This is a genomic window from Lacihabitans soyangensis, assembly GCF_024343775.1.
Classification (GTDB): Bacteria; Bacteroidota; Bacteroidia; order Cytophagales; family Spirosomataceae; genus Leadbetterella; species Leadbetterella soyangensis.
Genome location: NZ_RJUF01000001.1, coordinates 127,963 through 151,063, shown reverse-complemented (window position 1 = coordinate 151,063; position 23,101 = coordinate 127,963). Strand labels below are relative to the sequence as shown.

Sequence of the window (23,101 nt, the reverse complement as noted above, 5' to 3'; positions counted from 1 at the left end):
TTTTGAAAAAATTCCAATTCTACTTTAAATTGAACAGAACTATATTTTGACAATTATTGAAGTAAGAAATTCTTGAAGAAAAATAAATGAAAAAAACAGCTAATTTAGCCCTGAATCCCCAAGTCCATGTTAATAAATTTTTTACTCTCTTTTCAATACTTATACTTTTTCTTTTAAACACATTAATTTCTTTCGGGCAAAGTTTAGGTGTAAGCCTTGATACGGAAGCCCCGGAAGTAGGTAAAAAAATAAAAGTTAACTACATTGGCCCGTTGGCAAAAGCAGGTTCTAAAATGTTTGCGATTATCTATAAATCGAGCCGTATAGACACCGATATTAAAAGAATCCTAACCAAACTTGATAATAATTCACTTTCTGGCGAAATTATTTTACCTGACTCAACTTCATTCTTTGTTATCAAAATAGAAAATAAAAATGAAATCGATAATAACAATGGCAAAGGTTATGTTTTTAACATTTTTCAAGATTCCAAACCATTAAAAGGAACATATTTTAACCAAGGTTATGCTACTTATCTAAACAATAATTTATTTAAAGGTGAGGTAAATTTTGATACAGCTTTAGAATTGATAGAGAAAGAGTTTCAATTAAATCCAGAGTTAAAAGAAAAAAACTTTCCGAATTATCTACAAACGCTGGCAAGAGTGCCCGATAAAAAATCGGAGGCAATTCAGATTGCAAAACAAAAATTCGACGAAATATTTGAGAGTGGAATTGATGAACGATTTTCCGTGCTCTACGCATATATCATAGCCGCTAATAAAATTTCAATAACTGATTCATTGATTACAAAAATGGCCACCAAATATCCTAATGGATCCGCTTCATTTAACAGAAAGTTTTCGATATTCCAGGATGTTGCTTTTAAAAATCCTGACAAAGCTAAAGGTTATTATGAAGAAATAAGGCTGTTATATCCGTCTTTAAGTATTATTCAAAGAAGGCTATTATTTGCTGAAATGTTATGGGTTTACGCCAAAAAGTATGATTCTAAGAATATAGAAAGTTTAATTTCCGAGTTTTTAGAAAATGAAAAGACGAAAGAGGCTCAAAGTTATTTAGCCTTCAACCTGAATAACATTGCTTGGAAGTTTGCTCAGAATGAATCTACACTCGCCATAGCCAAAATGTTTGCTGAAAAGGCAATTGAAGCTCGAAAAAATAGTGACACTCTTTCCATTTATTTTGGTAATGTTTTAGATACCTATGCATCTATTTTGTACAAAATTGGTCACAAAGAGGAAGCCTTGAGTAATCAAAGAAAGGCAATAGAATTAATGAATAATAATGATCCGACCATAAACCACCATTTCATTGAATATTTGGTAGCCAACAAAAAAATTGAAGAAGCCATAAAAATTTCGGAAGATTACATAAAAGGGAATGTTTCGAATGCCAAAATTGATTCAATATATAAATTGATTTCGAAAGAAACTTTTATAACAAAAGAAGCCAGCAATCTTACAAATGCGAAAATTGAGGCTAGTAATTCGTACAAATTATTTCTAAAAAAAGGTTTAACCCATATAGATGCCCCAGATTTTGCTCTTAAAGATATGTCGGGTAATCTAGTACGACTTTCTGATTTCCTGGGAAAGATAGTTATAATTGACTTTTGGGCAACTTGGTGTGCACCTTGCATAAAAGCATTTCCGGCGATGCAGACTGCTATGAAAGAATTGGAAAATCAAAATGTCAAATTTCTTTTTATTGATACTTTTGAGTCTGAAATCAAGAGGGTTGAAGAAGAAAACAGTTTATCTCAAAACATCGAAAAAATAATAAAAAGTCGAAAACTAGAAAACTTCCATATTCTGTTTGATTCACTCATCGAAAACATAAATCAAACAGCCAATGATTACAATGTAACTTCAATACCCGCCAAAATAATAATTGATAAAAACGGAAAGATTAGACACAGAAGCACTGGATTCGGTTCAAGTGAGGGTTTAATAGAGGAGCTAAAAATGTTAGTGAGTTTAATTAACGAGTAACTTTAAGAAACAAACCAAGCCAAATTCTTTTAATTTCCACAAAAAAAGTAACTTTAAATTGGTTTAATTCTACTTATTTTTACAATATTTGTATAAATAAGAAAATTAATGACAAAAACAGGTCTTATTCCTACGGAAAAAATACTTGAACGCTTAAGGTATGAAAACCCTTGGTGGTTGAATAAAAAAATTCCAGAATTGTATAGTTCCATGGCAAAACGGCTATACTTTGATGTATTTTATCCTTATCTTAAAGAGAAAACAATTCGAAGAGCTTTGGTACTCATGGGACCTCGACGAGTGGGTAAAACTGTTATGTTATTTCATAGCATTCAACAACTACTTAACGAAAACGTAGAATCTCAAAAAATCTTCTTTATTGGTATAGACAATCCTATTTACGTTCACTTAAGCTTGGAAGACATACTCAGCTTATGCAAAAAATCACTTGCCTTAGATGACCTTAAAGGTTGTTTTGTGTTTTTCGACGAAATACAATATCTCAAGGATTGGGAACGCCATCTAAAAATTTTAGTCGACTCTTATCCTGAGACAAAATTCATAGTTTCGGGATCGGCAGCTGCCGCACTAAAATGGCATAGTACAGAAAGTGGAGCGGGAAGATTTACAGACTTTATGCTCCCCCCTTTGACGTTTCAGGAATATATTCATCTTAAAAACCTGAATCACAACATCTATAAAGGAGAAATTAAATATGGCAGCAAGCAAATGCCTTATAGCTTAGCCCATGATATAAAGGCCCTTAATGAAGAGTTTGTTCATTATCTTAATTTTGGAGGTTATCCAGAAGTTGTATTATCGGAAAAAATTCAAAGCGATATGGGTAGGTATGTAAAAAACGATATCGTTGATAAAGTTCTACTGCGAGATTTGCCAAGTTTGTATGGAATCAGGGATGTTCAGGAGTTAAACCGTTTTTTTACTTACATAGCTTATAATACAGGAAACGAATTTTCATATGAAAACATGAGTAACGAAAGTGGCATTCAAAAAGACACCTTAAAAAAATATTTAGAGTACCTAGAAGCCGCCTTTCTTATAAAAGTATTGAATAAAGTGGATATAAATGCCAAACGGCTAAAAAGGGTTACTAGTTTTAAGGTCTATTTGACCAACCCATCCTTACGAACAGCTCTGTTTTCTCCTATTTCAGAAATAGATAGTGAAATGGGAAATTTGGTTGAAACAGCAGTACTATCTCAATGGATGCACAGAGAAAAACTTGATTTGAAATACGCTCGTTGGAAAGAAGGAAGACAAGAGGGAGAGGTTGATTTGGTACTTGTGGACGATAAAAAATACAAACCAATTTGGGGTGTTGAAATCAAATGGAGCAATAGATATTTTAATAAACCAGCTGAACTCAAAAGTCTAGTTCAATTCTGTCATTCTAATGATTTTCCAAGTGCATTAATAACCACCGTGGATCAATTTGGCTGGAAAGAGACTAATGATTTAGTTTTTACTTTTATTCCTGCCTCGGTTTACTGCTACAACATTGGAGAAATAACACTTAAAACTAAAATCGGTTACTAGAAATCAAAACCCAGAACTCGAAAAACAAAGAAAAGTAGAATTAACCGAAATATATTAACCAGCTTTGAGTTCTTTGTTTTGTCTATAATGAGCTGAAAACTTTTATTTCGGCTAAAAAGTAAACGACTAAAACCTCCACTTTAAGATTTTAATGGACCATATTTCTTTAAAATAATTCTTAAAATATTTATATCCATTTGAAAACCTTCCCATTTATCTAAAATAATTTATGCCAGTTTCAGCTTTCTGTATTACCTTTGTTCTTCGATAATCGAATCGAAACTCTACAAAAAAAAATGCCAAAAAATTCTAGCATTAAATCAGTCCTAATCATTGGTTCAGGACCCATTGTTATAGGCCAAGCATGTGAATTTGACTACTCAGGGTCGCAAGCCGCAAGATCAATCAAACAAGAAGGTATAGAAGTTGCTTTGATAAACTCAAACCCAGCAACCATCATGACAGACCCGATGAACGCTGATTATGTGTATCTAAAGCCTCTCGAAAAGAAATCAATCAAGGAGATATTGTCGAAACATCAAGAAATGGGCAAGCCCATAACACATGTTTTACCGACAATGGGTGGTCAAACAGCCCTCAACCTTGCCATAGACTGCGATAATGCGGGTATCTGGAAAAAATATGGTGTAGAAATCATCGGTGTGGACATTAAAGCCATTGAAACTACAGAAGACCGTGAGCTATTCCGTCAAAAAATGATAGAAATCGGCGTGGGCGTTTGTAAAGGACGCACGGCTAAATCTTTCTTGGAAGGCAAAGAAATCGCCCAAGAAATCGGATTTCCATTGGTAATTCGTCCTTCTTACACGCTTGGTGGTACTGGTGGTGGATTTGTAAATACCCCAGAAGAATTTGACGCAGCCCTCAATCATGGACTTCACGCTTCCCCAGTGCATGAGGTTTTGGTAGAGCAGTCTATTTTGGGCTGGAAAGAATACGAACTAGAACTTTTGCGTGATCACAATCAAAACATTGTGATTATCTGTACGATAGAAAACTTTGACCCTATGGGTGTTCACACGGGTGACTCTATCACCGTAGCACCAGCCATGACGCTTCCTGATACCATCTATCAAAGAATGCGTGACATGGCCATCAAGATGATGAACGCCATTGGTCAGTTTGCTGGTGGTTGCAACGTGCAGTTTTCATTGAATCCTGACACAGACGAAATCATCGCCATCGAAATCAACCCACGTGTGAGCCGTTCGTCGGCCTTGGCTTCAAAAGCTACGGGTTACCCAATTGCCAAAATCGCTGCCAAAATGGCGATTGGTTATAATCTTGATGAGCTAATTAACCCGATAACTGGCTCAACATCAGCATTTTTCGAACCAGCCATTGACTACGTAATAGTAAAAGTTCCGAGATGGAATTTCGATAAATTCCCTGGCTGTGACCGTCGATTGGGCTTACAGATGAAGTCTGTGGGTGAAACCATGGGTATCGGTCGTAATTTCCAAGAGGCTTTGCAAAAAGCTTGTCAATCGCTTGAAATCAAGAGAAATGGCCTTGGAGCTGACGGAAGAGAGGAAAGAGATCAGGAGAAATTGAAATATAGCTTGGCCAATCCTTCGTGGGATAGACTTTTCCACGTTTATGATGCCTTCAAAGCTGGTCTGTCTTTCAACACGATTCAGAAACTGACCAAAATAGACAAGTGGTTTTTGCATCAGATTGAAGAAATGATTCAGCTCGAACACAAAATCGAGACCTTCAGACTGGATTCATTGCCAAAAGAAATATTGGTAGAAGCCAAGCAAAAAGGATATGCCGACAGACAATTGGCTCACTTGCTAAGATGTAAAGAAAGTGAGGTCACCGCAAAACGCAAAGGCCTTGGTATCAACAGAGTATTTAAATGTGTCGATACTTGTTCTGCTGAGTTTGAGGCGAAAACGCCTTACTTCTACTCTACCTTCTCCGCATCAGAAGAAAACCCTGATAATGAGTCGATTGTATCTGACAAAAAGAAAATAGTAGTATTAGGCTCTGGTCCAAACCGTATCGGACAAGGAATTGAGTTTGACTATTCATGCGTGCATGGCGTATTGGCCGCCAAAGAAATGGGCTACGAAACCATCATGATCAACTGTAACCCTGAAACGGTTTCTACAGACCCTGATATTGCAGATAAATTGTACTTTGAGCCAGTTTTCTGGGAAAACGTTTTCGACATCATCGAGCATGAAAAACCAGAAGGTGTAATCGTACAGCTAGGTGGACAAACAGCCTTGAAAATGGCTGAGAAATTCACTAAATATGGTATAAAAATCATTGGTACTTCGTACGAAGCACTTGATTTGGCCGAAGACAGAGGTCGTTTCTCAGAGAAATTGAGAGAATTAGACATTCCTTACCCACCATTTGATACTGTAAGAACTGCAGATAGAGCCGTTGAAGTCTCTAAATCACTTGGTTTCCCGCTTTTGGTACGTCCAAGTTACGTATTGGGTGGGCAAAGTATGAAAATTGTCATCAACGAGACCGAACTGGAGCAACATGTGGTGAAAATCTTGAACGATATTCCTGATAACAATATTCTTTTGGATCATTTCCTCGAGAACGCCATAGAAGCCGAAGCGGATGCCATTTGTGATGGAACAGATGCTTACATTATCGGTATCATGGAGCATATCGAGCCTGCAGGTATTCACTCAGGTGACTCTTACGCAGTGTTGCCAGCCTTCGATTTGAGCGAAAACGTCATCAAGCAAATAGAAGAATATACCAAGCGTATTGCCATAGCTTTAGACACCAAAGGATTGATCAACATTCAGTTTGCTATCAAAGACGAGAAAGTGTATGTGATAGAAGCCAACCCAAGAGCCTCACGCACGGTGCCGTTTATATGCAAAGCCTATCAAGAGCCGTATGTAAACTACGCCACCAAAGTAATGTTGGGATCCAAAGTAAAAGATTTCGATTTCAAGCCAGTAAAAGAAGGTTACGCCATCAAAATACCAGTATTCTCGTTCAATAAATTCCCGAACGTAAACAAAGAACTTGGCCCAGAGATGAAGTCAACTGGCGAAGGCATCTACTTCATAGAAGACCTAACAGACGATTTCTTCCTACAAGTATATTCTGAAAGGAATATGTACATGAGTAGATAAGAATCTCTTTTTATGATATTTTGAAGCCCCTCGGTATTTGCCGAGGGGCTTTTTTGTTCAACTTTGTATTATAAAATCCCGATTTAAAGCATTGTATTCAATATAAATTCATGAACTATTTTACAATCATTAACATTTTCTATTAAATTAGTGATTGAAAATAAATTAAAAAAAATGACTGAGATAATTTTCAACATTGAAGAAGATTTCGAAAGCGGTGGTTATATAGCTGAGGCAAAAATTTCAGAGTCCGAACAAATTGTAACCCAAGCCGACTCAATTGATGAATTGAAAGAAATGATAAAAGATTCTTTGTTATGTCATTTCGAAAATGCCTTTGAAATGCCTCATAAAGTCATTATGAAATTTACTAGGGAAGAGGTTTTTGCCTTTTAACAATCTCCAATGCTACTAAAGAACATCACAGGACAAGAATTAATCAAAAAGTTAAAGCCATTTGGCTATGTAGTAATTCGCCAAACCGGAAGCCATATTCGAATTCAAACAGAGCAAGGAGGAAAACATTCTGAAACCATTCCTAATCATAACCCAATAAAAATAGGAACACTCAAAGCTATTTTAAAAAACATTGCTAATCATCATGAAATAGAAGTCGAAGAATTAGTAAGACAACTAATATAAAATCTTTCTTGATTAAACAATCCTGTAGCTTAACACAACGAAAAACCCACAATCCAACCCATCAAACATAAATTTCATTATTTTTACCACTTTAACAAACTGAATAGTGAAAAGAGTAATATTAAATAGCAAAAAACAATGCAACAAATCACATTTCAAATAAAACAAGACGTTGAAAGTGGTGGATATTTTGCCGAATCTCATATTTTAGAAAATGAGCAAATTATAACTGAAGGTGATTCATTTCTTGAATTAGAAACCAATATTAAAGATGCACTTAATTGCCATTTTAATAATCCAAATGAAATAAAATATGAGCTTGTTTCTAACTAGGAGAATACTGGCTCCTATATCTTTTCTAACCTCTTTCAAAAGAAAAAATCCGTCCAAATCCATCCAATCTGTGTCATCCATGTTCCATCAACCACAACGAATAACCCAAAAAGAACCCACCAAACATAAAATTCATTACTTTTACTGCTTCAACAGACTGAATAGTGAAAAGAGTAATATTAATAGTTTTAGATAGCGTGGGTATTGGCGAACTGCCAGATGCTGCCAAATATGGCGATGTAAGAAGCAATACTTTAGGCCATATTGCAGAGCAATATCCTGATTTGCAGATACCTAACTTGGTAAAACTGGGTCTTGGAAATATAGATTTAACCAACAAATTAGCCAAAACAGATAGCCCAACCGCTGCTTTTGGAAAGGCAGCCGAAGTTTCCTCCGGCAAAGACACCACCACGGGCCACTGGGAAATTTCTGGAATTATTCTAGAAAAACCCTTCCCAACTTTCACAGAAAATGGTTTTCCAAAAGAATTTATTGAGCGTTTCGAAAAAGCCATTGGTTCAAAAACTTTGGGAAATATTTCGGCCTCTGGCACAGCCATAATTGATGACTTGGGAGATGAACATGTGAAAACTGGATTTCCAATTGTCTATACCTCAGCAGATTCTGTATTTCAAATCGCCATGCACGAAGGGATAATTCCGATAGAAAGACAATATGAAATCTGCAAAATAGCTAGAGAAATGTTGGTGGGCGAATATGAAGTGGGTAGAGTAATAGCCAGACCTTTTGATGGAGAATCTGGAAAATACAGCCGCACCAGCCGAAGAAAAGATTACGCCATTTTGCCACCCGAAACGGTTTTGGATGTTTTGAAAGAAAAAGGCAAAGGAGTTTATGCCATTGGTAAAATCAATGATATTTTTGCAGAAAAAGGCATAACGAGATATAAAAAAACGGCTACAAATCTGGAAGGCATTATAGATACCATAGAGGCCATCAAAAATCCGAGTGAAAGCTTTGTATTCACCAATTTGGTAGATTTTGATATGCTTTTTGGACACAGAAGAGATGTGGTGGGTTATGCCAAATGTCTGGAGGAATTTGATAGTTATTTGCCTGAAATGTTGGAAAATTTGAAAGAGGATGACTTACTAATCATCACAGCAGACCACGGTAACGACCCAACCCATCATGGCAATGACCATACGAGAGAATACATTCCGATACTAAACATAGGTAAAAACATAAAAAAAGGCGTTAATTTTGGTGTAAGAAACTCCTTTGCCGATATCGCCGCTACTATAGCTGAGTATCTTGAAGTTGAATATAAAACACAAGGTGAGAGTTATTTAAGTTTGATTGTTTAATTTTCGAGCTAAATAATGGCACGCTGATGACAGCAACGGCTGCCGCACTGATATTGAAAATAACGCTGATTTTCATGGATTTACACATAACAAAAATGACTAACACTAGGTGAAAAGAAATAAATAAAATGGTTCCTTTGATGTCTGAACAGTCCGTTGTGAAAATTTGATTTACTGAAAAAGTTTCAACTAATTGAAAAATTTAAAATCAAATTTTCACAGAGGATCATTCCGGGCCGCCGGTGCGGTTCAGAAAATGTTTTTTTGGTTACTTTTTTTCGAAAAAAATTAACTCCCCGCCGGAAAGGCGACACAAAGTATTTCATTTAAACAGAATGAAAATTAAAATGACAGAAATAAGAAATGAAGGTATACCCTTCGACACCAAATACTTCGAAAACATTAATGTCAATCGCTCGGCTGTAGAACGCAGAGCCGCGAGTTTGGGTGGACGAAGAACCGTAAAGAAAGAATTTCAAGCCGCATGGTTGCTAAAAGCCATCACTTGTATAGATTTGACCACTTTGGCAGGCGATGACACTGCAGGAAATGTAGAACGCCTCTGTGCCAAGGCCATTTCTCCAGTCAGAAAAGACCTTTTGGAAGCCATGGAGATGACCGATGCCAACATAACCACGGGTGCGGTTTGTGTTTACCATAACATGATAGAAGATGCTAAAAGAAGTTTGGGCAATTCTGGAATTCCAATTGCAGCTGTGTCAACAGGATTTCCTGCTGGTAAAATTTCTTTTGAACAGAAAGTCGAGGAAATCAAAAAATCTGTAGAAGCTGGGGCTACCGAAATTGATATTGTGATCAGCCGCGAATTGGTTATTAATTCAAAATGGGAAGAACTTTACAATGAAGTAAAAGCTTGTAGAGCCGCTTGTGGCGATGCCCACATGAAAACAATATTGGCCACTGGCGAAATTCCGACTTACACCAAAGTAGCGAAAGCAAGCTGGGTAAGTATGATGGCTGGCTCGGATTTTATAAAAACCAGCACAGGTAAAGAAGCAGTAAACGCAACATTACCAGTCAGTTTAGTGATGATAAGAGCAATTCGAGAATACCAAGAATTGACAGGAATCAAAGTAGGTTACAAACCAGCAGGTGGAATCCAAAAAGCCAAACAAGCCTTGGATTGGTTGATATTGATGAAAGAGGAATTGGGAGACGAATGGTTGCAACCTAATCTTTTCAGATTCGGAGCGAGTAGTCTTTTGGGAGATATCGAACGTCAACTAGAACATTACATAACAGGCAGATATTCTGCAAGTTATCGCCATGCTATGGCATAAAATTAGATTTACAAAATCTGTTGACTTCGGCTCCGCTCAGTCAACAGATTTTGGAGATTATGACCTTTTGACTTCGGCTCCGCTCAGTCAACAGATTTTTAAGTGAAATGAATTCTCTTGACTTCGGCTCCGCTCAGTCAACGGATTTTGAGTACGTTGCCAACGGCTCCGCTCAGTCAACAGATTTAGAGTAATGAATAGAATAAATCATATTAAACAAAGTCTAAACCTTAGCGTCTTTGGGACTTTGCGAGAAAAAATATAGAAATGAAAGTAAAAGAAATATTTAACACGATGGCTTACGGTCCAGCTCCTGAGAGTGCAGCTCAAGCAAATGAATTTCTTGATGCCCACAACAGAACTTTCGAATTGTTCATAAACGGAGAATGGAAAAAAGCCGAAAAGCATTTTGAAACCATCAATCCTTCTAACATGCAGGTTTTGGCCAATATCGCCGAAGCTTCAGAAGGAGATGTCAATGAGGCGGTTACCGCAGCCAACAAAGCTCTGAAAGACTGGGTGAAAATTGGTGGAAGAGCCAGAGCAAGGTATTTGTATGCCATTGCCCGTCAAATCCAAAAGCACTCTAGATTATTTGCGGTTTTGGAAGCTCTTGACAATGGAAAACCTATCAGAGAAACCCGTGACATTGATATTCCGTTGGTAGCCAGACACTTCTATCACCATGCTGGTTGGGCACAATTGATGGACAGCGAGCTAAAAGATTATAAAGAAATAGGCGTGATTGGCCAGATTATTCCATGGAATTTCCCCCTTTTGATGCTTTCGTGGAAAATAGCTCCAGCCTTGGCGATGGGAAATACTGTGGTACTGAAACCAGCTGAATTCACTTCTTTGACTGCACTTTTGTTTGCTGAAATTTGTCAAAATGTGGGATTGCCCAAAGGAGTGGTAAATATCATTACAGGTCCAGGCTCTACTGGGGCAGCCTTGGTGAATCACAAAGATGTAAATAAGATTGCTTTCACTGGCTCTACTGAAGTTGGCAAAATCATCAGAAAAGCCATCGCGGGTTCGGGTAAAAAAGTTTCTTTGGAATTGGGAGGAAAGTCGCCATTTATCGTTTTCGAAGACGCTGATCTGGATTCTGTTGTGGAAGGTATTGTAGATGCCATTTGGTTTAATCAAGGTCAGGTTTGTTGTGCGGGTTCGAGGCTTTTGGTTCAGGAAAGCATTCAAGACAAGCTTTATGACAAAATAAAAGCCCGCATGGAAAAGCTGCGTGTAGGTGATGCCATGGACAAATGCATTGATATTGGGGCCATTGTGGCACCTGTACAATTAAAAACCATTGACGAATTGGTTCAAAAAGGAGTTGCAGAGGGCAACCAAATGTGGCAACCCAATTGGGAATGCCCGAAAGATGGCTGTTTCTATCCTCCTACCCTATTTACCCATGTTTCGCCTTCAAGTACCATTGCTCAAGAAGAAATTTTTGGGCCAGTTTTGGTGGCCATGAGTTTCAGGTCGCACCAGGAAGCTGTAAAATTAGCCAACAATACGAGATATGGATTGGCATGTAGTATTTGGACGGAAAACATCAATTTGGCACTAGATATTGCTCCAAAAGTAAAAGCGGGAACCGTTTGGATAAACTCCACTAATGTTTTTGACGCTGGTTCAGGTTTTGGTGGCTACAGAGAATCAGGTTTTGGCAGAGAAGGTGGAAAAGAAGGCCTTTTTGAATATATGAAACCCAGAGTTGAGGAACAGTTTTCAGATAAACCGATAAAACCAGCGATTCAAAAATCAAAAATAACCATTGCAGATAGCATAGACCGTACAGCCAAAATGTATATTGGCGGCAAACAGGCTCGACCAGATAGTGGTTACAGTATCATTGTCAAAAATCCTCAAGGCGAAGTAGTCGGTGAAGCCCCTGAAGGAAGCCGAAAAGACATCAGAAATGCGGTAGAAGCGGCACATGCCAATGGAAAATGGGCAGAAATGACAGGACATGCAAGAGCACAAGTTCTGTATTATATCGCCGAAAATTTATCTGCCCGAAAATCTGAATTTTCAAACCGTTTGATTCAAATGTGCTGTTATAGCAAAACTGACGCAGATGCTGAGGTAGAAAAGTCTATCGACAGAATCTATACTTATGCAGCTCATGCTGATAAATACGATGGTCAGGCTCATCAAACCATTCAAAGGAATGTAACTTTGGCCATGCCTGAGCCAGTTGGGGTAATGGGAATTGTTTGTCCAGAAGAAGCACCACTTTTGGCATTCATTTCAACGGTAATTCCTTCAATTGCATTAGGAAATAGTGTGATTGTCATTCCTGCAGAATCAGCACCATTCAGTGTTACTGATTTTTATCAAATACTCGATACTTCAGATGTTCCAGGAGGAACTGTAAACATCATTTCAGGACCTAAAGAAACCTTGGCAAAAGAATTAGCAAAACATTATGATGTAGAAGGACTTTGGTATTTTGGAAGCAAAGAGGGCTCAAAAGACATTGAAAGTCTTTCTGCTGAAAATATGAAACGAACTTGGGTAAACTACGGAAAATACCGCGACTGGATGAATAATGAGCAGTCAGAAGGTACAGAATTTCTCAGACATGCTTCTGAGATTAAAAATATTTGGATACCTTATGGGGCGTAAAATATTGGGGAATAATGTAAAAAAGCCATCTACCGATGGCTTTTTTATTATAATTTGTTCGGAAATTTATCACAAACCCACATAATCCGCCGTAATCATCGGAGTAGATTTGGCTTCTAGGAGCGAATAGCCCATCAAATACTCATCAACTGCTCTTGCAGCCTCACGGCCTTCTGAGATGGCCCAAACCACTAAGGATTGACCTCTACGCATATCTCCAGCAGCAAAAACCTTCTTAACTGATGTTTGGTAATTAGTTGCATCCACGTTTCCTCGGTTGTCGAGTTTCACACCCAAATCCTCAATCAAACCACCGGCTTGTGGGTGAAGAAAACCTGCGGCTATCAAAGCCAACTCGGCTGGATATTCTTTCTCTGAGCCCTCAATTTCCTTCATGACCATTCGGCCATTTTCCAATACCCACTCGATATTCACCAGTTTAAGGGCTTTCAAATTACCATTTTCGTCACCTATAAATTCTTTCGTGTTTACGCTCCATGCACGCTCACAACCTTCCTCATGTGAGGTGGAAGTACGTAGCATCATAGGCCACTGTGGCCATGGGGTGCTTTCGGCTCTGCTAGCTGGTGGCATCGGCATGATTTCGATTTGTGAAACTGACTTGGCTTTGTGTCTGTTGGATGTGCCCACGCAATCTGAGCCTGTATCTCCTCCACCAATCACAAAAACATTTTTGCCGGTAGCCAAAAGTTCACCATTTTGGTAAGCTTTACCTTGGTGGTCTTTGGCCAAGTCGAGTGATTTACCTCTTTCTGTTGCCACTCTTTTGTTTTGTTGACTCAAAAACTCCATGGCTGGATAAATCCCTTTCAGTTCACGGCCCTTTATTTGTACGTCACGAGGAACCGTGGAACCACCTGTGAGAACAATTGCATCGTATTGCTCGAGCAATTTACCCGCCTTGATATCAACTCCTACGTTTACTCCAGTTTTGAAAGTAATACCCTCCGCTTCCATAACTGCTAAACGCCTGTCAATAATGCTTTTATCTAACTTGAAATCTGGAATACCATATCTAACCAAACCACCTATTTGGTCTGCTCTTTCGTATAAAGTCACCGTGTGACCAGCTTTGTTGAGCTGAGAAGCCGCAGCCATTCCTGCTGGACCTCCGCCAATAACCGCAACAGATTTGCCCGTACGTTTTTTTGGAACCACTGGTACTACCCAGCCATTCTCAAATGCCTTCTCTATGATAGATTTCTCAATGTACTCAATGGCCACTGCGGGCTTGTTGATACCCAAAACACAAGACGCTTCACACGGTGCTGGGCATATTCTACCAGTAAACTCCGGGAAGTTGTTGGTTGAAGATAACAACTCGTAGGCATACTGCCAGTTACCATCATACACGGCATCGTTAAACTCTGGAATAATGTTACCTAGCGGACAACCGTTGTGACAAAACGGAATACCGCAATCCATACAACGAGCGGCCTGATCTTTGGTCTGAGCTTGGTCATAACCTAACTCAACCTCGTTGTAATCGTTTTTTCTTTCGTTTACATCTCTTTTTTGAGATGCTTTTCTTTCAAATTCTAAAAAACCACTTGGTTTTCCCATGATCTAAAAAATATATTAATCTATTTGAAATTCTTTAATTAAGCGGCAACACTTTCTGCCATTCTTTGCATCAAAATCCTCTTATAATCAGTTGGATACACTTTTACAAACTTCGCAATTTCAGTTTCCCAATTGTCTAAGATAAACTTCGCCACCTCACTATTGGTGTTGGCGTATTGTTTACCAATCATTTCTCTTAGCAAGTCGTAATCAGATGACTCTAATTCTTCCAGATTTACCATTTCGGTATTACATTTTGAATCAAAATCGCCTTTGGTGTCATAAATAAAGGCCAAACCACCGCTCATACCAGCCGCAAAGTTTTTACCTGTTTCACCAAGGATTACAACCACCCCACCGGTCATATACTCACATCCGTGGTCACCAACGCCTTCTACCACCACTTTAGCACCTGAGTTACGAACACAGAAACGCTCACCTGCCATACCGTTGATATAGGCTTCGCCAGAAGTAGCTCCATAGAACGAAACGTTACCCACGGCCATATTTTCAGATGGTTTGAATGTTGCTTTTCTATCAGGATAAACCACTAATTCAGCACCGCAGAGACCTTTACCGAAGTAATCGTTGGCATCACCTTCTAGTTCAAATTTGATACCTTTGGTAGAAAAAGCTCCAAAAGATTGTCCAGCTGTGCCTCTAAATTTATAGCTGATAGTTTCTGCCGGAAGGCCTTCACCATCGTATACTTTCGATATTTCGTTTGAAAGCATGGCTCCTATTGACCTATTGAGGTTATTCACTACATACTCACCAGTTACTTTCGATTGATTCTTCAAAGCCGCCTGAGCATCTTCAACCAATTTCCAGTCCAAAACATTGGCTATGCCGTGGTCTTGCTCTTCTTGTTTGTAAAGTGCCACCGACTCTTCAGCTTCCTCTTTATAAAGTATTTTAGAAAGATCCAAGTTTTTGATTTTCCAATGCTCAATATCATTACGTTTCTCTAGCATCTGCGACTGACCAACCATTTCGTTGATGGTTCTAAAGCCTAATTCTGCCATTATTTCTCTAACTTCTTGAGCTAAATACTGGAACATATTCACGACATGCTCTGGTTTTCCACTAAATAAGGCTCTAAGCTCCTTGTTCTGAGTAGCAACACCAACAGGGCAAGTATTGAGGTGACATTTACGCATCATTATACAGCCCACAGCTACCAAAGCAGCCGTTGCTACACCAAACTCTTCAGCACCCAACAAAGTAGCAATGACGATATCTTTACCCGTACGTATCTGTCCATCCGCCTGAACGGTGATTCTACCTCTTAGTTTATTTTTTACCAAAGTTTGGTGTGTTTCAGCCAAACCAAGCTCCCAAGGTAAACCCGCGTGACGAATTGAAGAAAGAGGTGAAGCACCCGTTCCTCCATCGTATCCTGCCACCAATACTACATCAGCATGGGCTTTAGCCACACCGGAAGCCACTGTACCTACGCCAGCTTCGGACACCAATTTAACGGAAATCCTAGCATCTCTGTTGGCATTTTTCAGGTCATATATCAACTGAGCCAAATCCTCAATAGAGTAAATGTCGTGGTGCGGCGGAGGAGAAATTAATCCTACACCTGGAGTGGAGTGTCTTACTCTACCAATCCAATCATCTACTTTATGACCCGGTAGTTGTCCACCTTCACCAGGTTTAGCACCTTGAGCCATTTTGATTTGTAATTCTTTGGCATTGGTTAGGTAATAAGAAGTTACACCGAATCTACCTGAAGCTACCTGCTTAATACTCGAACTAAGGTTATCACCGTTTTCACGTATGGCGTAACGAATTTCGTCTTCACCACCCTCACCCGAGTTTGACCGTCCACCTATTCTATTCATAGCAATAGCCAAAGTGGTGTGGGCCTCCCATGAGATAGATCCAAATGACATGGCACCTGTTGCAAATCTTTTAAGGATGTTTTCAACCGGCTCCACTTCATCAATCGATATCGGATTGGTGTTTTTGAAAGTCAACAGACCACGCAAAGTCATCGCTTGCTCAGTCTGATCATTCATTATTTTGGAATACTTTTTAAATATTTCGTAACCTTTGTCTTGGTCTTTTTCACCAATTCTGGCAGACTGCTGGAGCAAGTGAATAGTTTCTGGATTGAAAAGGTGTTTTTCACCTCTTTGTTTCCACTGATACACTCCTCCTACTTCAAGTCTCTTCACGCTTTGAACCGAAACTTTCGGGAAAGCAATGGTATGACGGATGAGGCATTCTTTGGCAATTTCTTCCAAGCCTAAACCTTCAATACGAGATACAGTACCTGTAAAGAATCTGTCGACAACAGATTTATTCAAACCAATACATTCAAAAATCTGAGCTCCTCTGTAAGACTGAAGTGTTGAAATTCCCATTTTAGAGAAAATCTTAAGCAACTCTTTATCAACTGCTTTGGTGTAGTTTTTATATAGTTGCTCATCAGTATATTCACCATCAATCATACCTTTTCTGTTCATTTCAGAAATGGTCTCAAAAGCAATGTACGGACAAATTCCAGATGCTCCATATCCAATTAAAGTAGCAAAATGGTGTGTTTCCCAGATATCTCCAGATTCAACCAAAATACCAACTTTACCTCTGATGCCTTCTCTAATCAAATAATGATGAACAGCAGCCACTGCCAAAAGTGAAGGAATTGGTGCGTGGTCAGAATCTATAGCACGGTCAGAAAGTATAATGATTTCGAAGCCGTCGTTTATGGCATCTTCGGCATATCTACATATTCTTTCCAGAGCAAACTCAAGAGATTTTGCAGGGTTGGCCGCATCAACGTTGAAATAAGTATTGATTGTTTTTGCCTGAAAACCTTCGTAATCTACAAATCTCAATTTATCAAACTGCTTGATGGTCAGCACAGGCTGTTCCAATTGCACCTGACGGCAGTGTTTTGGAGACTCTGTCAAAATATTATCAGCCGCACCCACAAAAGATATCAAAGACATAATAGAACGCTCTCTGATAGAATCTATCGGAGGGTTGGTCACCTGAGCGAATAGCTGCTTGAAGTAGTATGAAATGTGCTGACTTTGGTTTGAAAGCACTGCCAAAGGCGAGTCAATTCCCATGGAACCAATGGCTTCTGCACCCGAAGCTGCCATAGGAGCTAAAATCATTCTTAAATCTTCGGAGGTATATCCACTGGCCAACTGACGTTTCAACAGCGATTTTTCGTCGTATTGGGTATAGGGACGAATAGAATCAGGCAATTCAGAAATCTTGATTTTGTGTTCATCTAGCCATTCCTGATACGGCTGTCTAGAACAGATATCAGCTTTAAGTTCTTCGTCAGGAATGATTCGGCCTTGCTCCATGTCCACGACGAACATTTTACCTGGCTGCAAACGACCTTTTGATATTACTTTTGATTGATCAACATCTAAAACACCAGCTTCTGAGGCCATTATAACGGTATCGTCATTGAGCACCCAATATCTAGATGGACGAAGCCCGTTTCTATCCAATGTAGCTCCAACTATCTTACCATCTGTAAATGAGATAGATGCAGGACCGTCCCACGGCTCCATAATACTTGAATGGTACTCGTAAAATGCCTTTCTAACAGGATCCATGTGCTCATTGCCATCCCAAGCTTCAGGAATAAGCATCATCATTACATGCGGCAACGAACGACCAGAAAGGTAAAGGAGTTCGATGGCATTATCCAATTGTGCAGAGTCAGAGTTCCCTTTGTCACAGATTGGCAAAATCATTTGCATTTCTTTCTCCGTGAAAAACTCAGAATAGAAGGTCGATTCTGCTGCTCTTATCCAGTTAACGTTACCTTTTACGGTATTAATTTCGCCATTATGAGCGATGTATCTGAATGGCTGAGCCAATTTCCAAGAAGGAAATGTATTGGTCGAAAATCTTGAATGAACAATAGCAAATGCAGAAACCACATCCGGATTTTTAAGATCTGGGAAGTAATATTTCAACTGATCAGTGGTCAACTGTCCTTTGTAAGAAACAGTGCTCGAAGATAATGAGCTAAAGTAGAACTGCTCTTTAGTACCATCTACTGACTCGTGAATAAGCTTAGTGGCATACTGCCTAAAAACGTAAAGTTTTCTCTCAAATGTTATATTGTCTTGTAAAGGATCAATTTTTGATATAAACAACTGCTCAACCCAAGGTTCTACAGAGCCCGAACCTTCACCAAGGGTTTCGTTTTGGGTAGGTACTTTTCTATAACCCAACAACTCAAAACCTAGACTTGTAATCTTACGATTCAAAATCTCTTTGCATTCCTCTCTTTGTCTTTCATCGCTCGGAAAGAAAATCATTCCTAGGCCATAATCACCCAATGGAGGGAGTTTAAAACCAAGATTTAGACACTCTTCGTATAAAAATTCATGGGGAATCTGTAGCAAAATACCTGCACCGTCACCCGTGTTTGGATCACAACCACAAGCACCGCGGTGATCCATACGCTCGAGCATGTGGATGGCGTCAGCTACAATTTGGTGCGACTTTCTTCCCTTGAGGTGAGCCCTAAATCCGATACCGCAGGCATCGTGTTCAAACTCGGGTAGGTAAAGACCTTGATTTTGATCGATTTGAGTCATTTTCTAATAAATAGTTTTTATATTGTACTCTAATTTCAGTCAGATTGTTTCGAAGATTTTCCGAAAAAACCTCTAAAAATAAAAGTTATTGAAAAGCAGAAAATAAAGTATTTTATTAAACCTGCAACGCAATTTAATAATTAATTGAAAGGTCAAATGAACAATTTGCCAAATTTTATGAATGCGAAATTATTTTGTAATTATATTAATAAATAGTATTGAAATTATACAATTTGACATAAAAAAAGGCGACAGAAACCGTCGCCATTCTTTATGAACCTATATACCCCTATATACTATTTTACAAAACCCACACCTACCGTATTGTTGTTAAATTCATCGATAATTATGAAGGCACCATTGCCAGGATTTGCCTCGAAATTATCGGCAAATATGTGTGCGGCGAGTTTAAAAGACACTTCACCAATCTGATTAAGTTTCAATTCATCTACATTTTCTGACTCTTCAAATGTAGAAATCTCCAATCTAGTATCTATCGATGCTACTTTGGCTTTTACGCGGTTTATACCATGCTGAACCAAATAACCTTTACCAACTTTCATTGACTCGGTATCCATCCAACAAATTCTGGCATTAACTTGCTTTTTAAGCTCAGGTTGCTCACCGATTTTAACCAACATATTTCCGCGGCTAACGTCGATATTATCTTCTAAAGTGATGACTACTGACTCATTTTGATGGGCAGAATCTAGAGAATCTGTGTATTTCAAAATCTCTTTCACCTTGCTAATTTGCTGACTTGGTAATGCCGCTACCATGTCACCTTTATTTATTTGCCCAGAGGCTATTTTGCCTGCATACCCTCTGAAATCATGATATTCCTCTGATTTTGGACGAATGACGTGCTGCACTGGAAATCTAAATGGAAGAACAGCCGAATCAATATTTTCCGGAGCAACCGCTTCTAAAATATTAAGTAAAGATTCTCCAGTGTACCAAGCCATTTTCTCAGATTTCTCTACAATATTTTCGCCATAAAGGGACGAAATAGGAATAAAAGTGATGTTCTGATTTGGTTTTCTTAGCTTATCCGATAACTCAAAAAAATCGTTTTTGATTTCTTCGTAGCGAGCCTCATTGTAGTCCACAAGGTCCATTTTATTAACAGCCACCACTACATTCTGGATTTCCAAAAGCGATGAAATATAAAAATGTCTTCTGGTTTGTTCACCCACACCGTTTCGGGCATCTATCAAAATGATTGATACGGATGCATTAGAAGCTCCAGTAACCATGTTACGGGTATATTCAAAATGCCCTGGAGTATCCGCAATGATGTATTTACGGGTTGGCGTATTAAAATAAATATGAGCTACATCAATGGTTATTCCTTGCTCTCGTTCAGCGATTAGGCCGTCGGTCAACAATGACAAATCTACGAAATCCAAACCTTTTCTTTGGCTTGCAGCTTTAAGAGCCTCTATTTTATCTTTGGTAATAGACTGCGTTTCAAACAACAACCTACCTATCAAAGTACTTTTTCCGTCATCAACAGATCCAGCTGTTGCAATTCTTAATATATCCATTATTTAAAAATATCCTTGTTGTTTACGTTTTTCCATGGCCGCCTCAGAGCGTTTATCGTCTATCCTTGCTCCTCTTTCAGAAATCTCGGCCTCCAAAATCTCCTCAATAATTGTGTCAATATTGTCAGCAGTAGACGAAACCGCTGCTGTGCAGGTCATATCGCCAACTGTTCTAAACCTTACGATAGTCTTGTAAGGAATCTCGTCTTCTGACTTGTTGATAAACTTAGAATCTGACCAAATCATACCGTCTCTATCAAAAACCTCACGCTCATGAGCGAAATAGATAGATGGAATCTCCAAATTTTCAGCTTTTATGTAATTCCAAACGTCCAATTCGGTCCAGTTAGAAATTGGGAATACCCTTACGTTTTCTCCCAAATCAATCTTGCCGTTGAGCATATCAAAAAGCTCAGGACGTTGTTTTTTTGCATCCCACTCGCCGAAATCATTTCTTACCGAAAATATTCTTTCTTTGGCTCTGGCTTTTTCCTCGTCTCTTCTGGCTCCGCCGATACAAGCGTCAAACTTGAATTCTTCTATGGTATCCAAAAGCGTAACAGTCTGAAGGGCGTTTCTACTGGCGTATTTTCCAGTTTCTTCTTTTACTTTTCCTGCTTTTATAGAGTCTTCTACATTTCTGATGATCAGCTCCACACCTAATTCTGCAGCCAATTTATCCCTAAAATCAGTAGTTTCTGGGAAATTATGACCTGTATCGACATGCACCAATGGAAAAGGGATTTTACCCGGGAAAAACGCTTTTTGTGCCAATCTGACCAAGGTAATGGAGTCTTTTCCTCCTGAAAAAAGTATCGCTGGCTTTTCAAACTGTGCTGCCACTTCTCTCAGAATAAAGATGGCCTCATCTTCTAAAGCTCTCGGAAATTGTTTGTTAATATTCATTCTTATGTATCAAAAAAACTAAATCTATTATTTTACAGCGTGCAAACCACACTCCTTTTGGGATTCTTCCCACCACCATCTTCCAGCCCTTGGATGCTCCCCTGGTTCTATGGCTCTGGTGCAAGGCTGACAACCTATGCTCACAAATCCTTTTTTGTGGAGGGAGTTCTGAGGCACATTGTTATCTTTCAAATAAGTTTCCATTTCTTCGAAAGACCAATTTACCAATGGATTAAATTTAAAAATTTGGTTGATTTCATCGTATTCCCAAATAGGCATTGAACTTCTGTTTTCAGACTGCTCGGCTCTTAATCCCGTAATCCATACCTCGTTTCCTTTCAAGGCTCTCTTAAGGCCTACTATTTTACGAATGCCACAACATTCTTTGCGATTTTCAACGGACTCGTAAAAAGAATTGAAACCCTTATTTTCGACCAATTGCTCTACCTGTTCAGTATCAGGAAAATAGGTTTTAAAAGTGGTTTTGTATCTTGCTTTGGTTCGATCCATCAACTCGTAAGTTTCAGGAAATAACCTACCCGTATCTAGTGTAAAAACCTGAATAGCTAAACCATTCTTTAAAATGGCATCAGTTATAACCTGATCTTCTTGACCAAATGAAGTCGAAAAAACCACCTTGTTCGGGTATTTTTCGCTCACCAGACGCAAAGAAGCAACTAAATCTAAGTTTTCTAATTCTTCAATCATCATCTAAAGAAAGATTATTTATTCGAAAACAAACCACAAATTTAGTGGTTTACCTTCACTTATTTAATTTGTTATACCTCTAAATATTGCTTCTCAAAATTCGAAAGACGCAATGAATGATAATCCACCACTTCACCAATAATAATTATAGCCGGATTAGTCAATTGGTTTTCCTCAGCCATTTTTACCAAATCAGACATTTTGCCCACAGCCATTTTCTCCTTGCTTGTGCTCGCATTTTGAATAATACAAACCGGTATTTCGGTTCTTTTAACTGCTTGGTATTTTTCGGCGATATAACTGAGCTTTGACATGGCCATTAATAACACCACTGTCGAATTAGACTGAACTGCCAAGTCCAAATCTGAAGCAAATTTCTTGTCTGACTTATGACCAGTAATTACCCAAAAACCATCACTTACTCGCCTGTCTGTCAAGGGAATCAGATGATATCCACCAGAAAATACAGAGGAAATACCAGGAACATAGTGGGCTTCAATTCCCCTTTGTTTTGCATACTCTATTTCCTCCATTCCTCTACCAAACACAAACGGGTCACCTCCTTTGAGTCTTACTACATGCCCTTTTTCAAAAGCTTTTTCGGCAATCAAAAAATTGATTCCATCTTGAGTTATTCCCTTCTGATGGCCTCTTTTACCCACATATATTTTCTCACACAATGGGTGACAATAATCAAGTAATTCCTCATTGGCCAAGGCATCAAAAAGAACCACATCGGCATTTCTGAGAGCATTTATGGCTTTCAAAGTAATTAACTCGGGGTCACCAGGACCAGCACCAACGAGCGTCAATTTTG

At 38.7% G+C, this 23,101-nt stretch carries 15 protein-coding genes; 9 read left to right on the top strand and 6 right to left on the bottom strand.

The annotated features are described in order from the left end of the window. Window positions 1-86: 86 nt before the first annotated feature. The 9 genes from EGI31_RS00685 to EGI31_RS00645 all read left to right on the top strand — a co-directional run bounded on the left by EGI31_RS00685 (window position 87) and on the right by EGI31_RS00645 (window position 12,953). A complete protein-coding gene (locus EGI31_RS00685; protein ID WP_255035191.1) occupies window positions 87-2,015 on the top strand; it encodes a redoxin domain-containing protein in 1,929 nt (642 codons plus the stop codon). Window positions 2,016-2,192: 177 nt separating this feature from the next. Then, window positions 2,193-3,572, top strand: a complete 1,380-nt coding sequence (locus EGI31_RS00680; protein WP_255035190.1) for an ATP-binding protein — start codon at window positions 2,193-2,195, stop codon at window positions 3,570-3,572. A gap of 296 nt (window positions 3,573-3,868) precedes the next feature. Continuing rightward, a complete protein-coding gene (gene carB / locus EGI31_RS00675) occupies window positions 3,869-6,709 on the top strand; it encodes a carbamoyl-phosphate synthase large subunit (protein ID WP_255035189.1) in 2,841 nt (946 codons plus the stop codon). Between the two features lie 174 nt (window positions 6,710-6,883). Further along, window positions 6,884-7,105: a 2-oxoisovalerate dehydrogenase gene (locus tag EGI31_RS00670; RefSeq protein WP_255035188.1), complete on the top strand. Its 222-nt coding sequence runs from the start codon at window positions 6,884-6,886 to the stop codon at window positions 7,103-7,105. A 9-nt stretch (window positions 7,106-7,114) separates the two neighbouring features. Next, on the top strand, window positions 7,115-7,351 hold the full coding sequence (locus EGI31_RS00665) for a type II toxin-antitoxin system HicA family toxin (protein WP_255035187.1): 237 nt from the start codon (window positions 7,115-7,117) through the stop codon (window positions 7,349-7,351). 138 nt (window positions 7,352-7,489) lie between these two features. After that, window positions 7,490-7,684 carry a hypothetical protein gene (locus EGI31_RS00660; RefSeq protein WP_255035186.1) on the top strand — a complete coding sequence of 65 codons (195 nt, stop codon included), beginning with the start codon at window positions 7,490-7,492 and terminating at the stop codon, window positions 7,682-7,684. Window positions 7,685-7,848: 164 nt separating this feature from the next. Beyond that, window positions 7,849-9,015 carry a phosphopentomutase gene (locus EGI31_RS00655; RefSeq protein ID WP_255035185.1) on the top strand — a complete coding sequence of 389 codons (1,167 nt, stop codon included), beginning with the start codon at window positions 7,849-7,851 and terminating at the stop codon, window positions 9,013-9,015. 347 nt (window positions 9,016-9,362) lie between these two features. Further along, a complete protein-coding gene (gene deoC / locus EGI31_RS00650) occupies window positions 9,363-10,316 on the top strand; it encodes a deoxyribose-phosphate aldolase (RefSeq protein WP_255035184.1) in 954 nt (317 codons plus the stop codon). Between the two features lie 267 nt (window positions 10,317-10,583). Beyond that, window positions 10,584-12,953, top strand: coding sequence for an aldehyde dehydrogenase family protein (locus EGI31_RS00645; RefSeq protein WP_255035183.1), 2,370 nt, complete (start codon window positions 10,584-10,586; stop codon window positions 12,951-12,953). A 69-nt stretch (window positions 12,954-13,022) separates the two neighbouring features. Here the strand turns inward: EGI31_RS00645 and EGI31_RS00640 are convergent, their stop codons facing one another. The 6 genes from EGI31_RS00640 to cobA form a co-directional block, all read right to left on the bottom strand. Then, entirely contained in the window at window positions 13,023-14,537 is a 1,515-nt protein-coding gene (locus tag EGI31_RS00640) for a glutamate synthase subunit beta (RefSeq protein WP_255035182.1), read from the bottom strand. A 38-nt stretch (window positions 14,538-14,575) separates the two neighbouring features. Continuing rightward, on the bottom strand, window positions 14,576-19,123 hold the full coding sequence (gene gltB / locus EGI31_RS00635) for a glutamate synthase large subunit (RefSeq protein WP_255035180.1): 4,548 nt from the start codon (window positions 19,121-19,123) through the stop codon (window positions 14,576-14,578). A 296-nt stretch (window positions 19,124-19,419) separates the two neighbouring features. Next, entirely contained in the window at window positions 19,420-20,670 is a 1,251-nt protein-coding gene (locus tag EGI31_RS00630) for a sulfate adenylyltransferase subunit 1 (protein ID WP_255035179.1), read from the bottom strand. A 3-nt stretch (window positions 20,671-20,673) separates the two neighbouring features. Next, window positions 20,674-21,576 carry a sulfate adenylyltransferase subunit CysD gene (gene cysD, locus EGI31_RS00625; RefSeq protein ID WP_255035178.1) on the bottom strand — a complete coding sequence of 301 codons (903 nt, stop codon included), beginning with the start codon at window positions 21,574-21,576 and terminating at the stop codon, window positions 20,674-20,676. A gap of 27 nt (window positions 21,577-21,603) precedes the next feature. Beyond that, window positions 21,604-22,284 (bottom strand): phosphoadenylyl-sulfate reductase, encoded by a 681-nt coding sequence (locus tag EGI31_RS00620; RefSeq protein WP_374760670.1) that lies wholly within the window; start codon window positions 22,282-22,284, stop codon window positions 21,604-21,606. Between the two features lie 71 nt (window positions 22,285-22,355). Further along, window positions 22,356-23,096 carry a uroporphyrinogen-III C-methyltransferase gene (gene cobA, locus EGI31_RS00615; RefSeq protein WP_255035176.1) on the bottom strand — a complete coding sequence of 247 codons (741 nt, stop codon included), beginning with the start codon at window positions 23,094-23,096 and terminating at the stop codon, window positions 22,356-22,358. Between the last annotated feature and the right edge of the window lie 5 nt (window positions 23,097-23,101).

Coding starts and splice junctions, on each gene's coding strand:
- EGI31_RS00685 (WP_255035191.1), top strand. CDS start 87: ATGAAAAAAACAGCTAATTTAGCCCTGAATCCCCAAGTCCATGTTAAT.
- carB (WP_255035189.1), top strand. CDS start 3,869: ATGCCAAAAAATTCTAGCATTAAATCAGTCCTAATCATTGGTTCAGGA.
- EGI31_RS00670 (WP_255035188.1), top strand. CDS start 6,884: ATGACTGAGATAATTTTCAACATTGAAGAAGATTTCGAAAGCGGTGGT.
- EGI31_RS00665 (WP_255035187.1), top strand. CDS start 7,115: ATGCTACTAAAGAACATCACAGGACAAGAATTAATCAAAAAGTTAAAG.
- EGI31_RS00660 (WP_255035186.1), top strand. CDS start 7,490: ATGCAACAAATCACATTTCAAATAAAACAAGACGTTGAAAGTGGTGGA.
- deoC (WP_255035184.1), top strand. CDS start 9,363: ATGACAGAAATAAGAAATGAAGGTATACCCTTCGACACCAAATACTTC.
- EGI31_RS00645 (WP_255035183.1), top strand. CDS start 10,584: ATGAAAGTAAAAGAAATATTTAACACGATGGCTTACGGTCCAGCTCCT.
- EGI31_RS00640 (WP_255035182.1), bottom strand. CDS start 14,537: ATGGGAAAACCAAGTGGTTTTTTAGAATTTGAAAGAAAAGCATCTCAA.
- gltB (WP_255035180.1), bottom strand. CDS start 19,123: ATGACTCAAATCGATCAAAATCAAGGTCTTTACCTACCCGAGTTTGAA.
- EGI31_RS00630 (WP_255035179.1), bottom strand. CDS start 20,670: ATGGATATATTAAGAATTGCAACAGCTGGATCTGTTGATGACGGAAAA.
- cysD (WP_255035178.1), bottom strand. CDS start 21,576: ATGAATATTAACAAACAATTTCCGAGAGCTTTAGAAGATGAGGCCATC.
- EGI31_RS00620 (WP_374760670.1), bottom strand. CDS start 22,284: ATGATTGAAGAATTAGAAAACTTAGATTTAGTTGCTTCTTTGCGTCTG.